General features: G+C 45.2%; 2 protein-coding genes. Both read right to left on the bottom strand.

The window, feature by feature from the left end; genetic code table 11:
* A partial coding sequence (locus A3762_RS24415; RefSeq protein ID WP_156493726.1) for an NAD(P)/FAD-dependent oxidoreductase occupies positions 1-616 on the bottom strand: 616 nt, incomplete at its 3' end.
* Positions 613-1,443 carry an SDR family oxidoreductase gene (locus tag A3762_RS24410; RefSeq protein ID WP_068754926.1) on the bottom strand — a complete coding sequence of 277 codons (831 nt, stop codon included), beginning with the start codon at positions 1,441-1,443 and terminating at the stop codon, positions 613-615. The genes A3762_RS24410 and A3762_RS24415, both read right to left, overlap by 4 nt.
* Between the last annotated feature and the right edge of the window lie 117 nt (positions 1,444-1,560).

The following is a 1,560-nucleotide window of genomic DNA, read 5'->3' as shown; positions in this document are numbered from 1 at the left end:
CCACGCTTAACATGCCATGGTTGTTAAAGAACTTCAGGAAAAACTCAACTGGAAAATTCATCATTACGTCTGTTGACGCAGACCAAATAGCTGCCCCCATTGGTATGATGTAAAAATCACGAAATTGACGAGAATACCCATTACGCTCAATGTATTCCCCTAAGGTCATACTGAGGTCTTCGCCTTTATCTAAGGCAGAGGTAGTTTGCTCATTAAACCGCAGAATATCTTTGACCATGCGCCAGAATTTAGGACGAAACAAGTTGCGGCGTTGAGCAAACAACGAATTGATATTCGTGCCGTTATATTCGAGACCACTGTTTGCACAATGAACACTAAAACTCATATCTGAGTTTTGCCATGCAACACCTAATTGCTCCATCAACTTAATAAAATTTGGATACGTCCAATCATTAAAAACGATAAAACCAGTGTTGACCGGGTAGCGCTTCCCATTATGTTCAATTTGTTTTGTATGCGTGTGCCCACCAAGATAATCATTTGCTTCAAAAAGCGTGACCTCATGATGCCTACTCAATAGATAGGCGCTTGTGAGCCCAGCAATGCCAGAGCCGACTACCGCAATTTTTTGTGACGACTGAACTTCGGTCATCATAAATTTGTCTTTCCTTTGTCTAAATCTGTTGAACTGGTTTCGTGACGAGACATCGATCCCAAGAGTTTAAATTTGGCCTTAGTAGGCAGCCACGCTAGAAGCTTGAGACTCCAAACAAAACGCTTTGGGAAAGACACGTCGAATACATGCCTGTCTAAACCCTTCACGATCTTGTCGGCTGCATCTTCACTCGACACCATCATAGGCATATCAAAGTCGTTCTGCTGGGTCAGCGGTGTATCAACAAAACCAGGGCTAACCAACTGAACATCAATACCCTCAAGCTGCCAATCTATGCGCAAGCATTCCGCAAAATAACGCAACGCACTTTTTGAAGCCCCATAAGCATGCGCACGAGGAAGCGCCTGATAAGTCACGCTGCTCGACACGAACACCATTGACGCATCGGCATCCGCAGCTTTAGCTTTTTGGAGAAACGGATAAGCCACCCGCGAGATTTCAATCGCAGCAAAGTAATTTGTGTCGAAAACGTGGCGCGCCAAATCAGTATCAAGCTGATCGCTGTCCATGTACTCACATGTCCCAGCGTTGACAATCACCATGGATAAGTTCGGAACGTTTTCCTGCAACCAAGATTGAGCGTTCGCAATTTGATCTGCCTGAGTTACATCTAAAACGAGAACGTCTGCAAGCACACCAAAAGTTTCGATTTCAGCCTTTACGCTTACTAACTTGTCCTCAGATCGCGCACTTAAAATAATTCTGCCGAAACCGCCATTGCGCGCATACTCGATCGCTACAGAACGTCCGATACCAGTGCTGGCACCGACGACCCAAAGCGTGGAATGTTGATTATTTCCGGTCATGCGCGATCTCCGCTAAACCAATCGTTGTTTCAGTTTCCTAATGAGAAATCCCAAGGCAGGAATATGCTCATATAGCATCTGCCCTGCGTCGAAAAAGTCTCGATGATCGCACACCTT

The sequence above is a fragment of the Oleiphilus sp. HI0125 genome, assembly GCF_001635355.1.
Note: the sequence above shows the minus strand (reverse complement) of the source record. Positions and strands in the feature narration are given on the sequence as shown.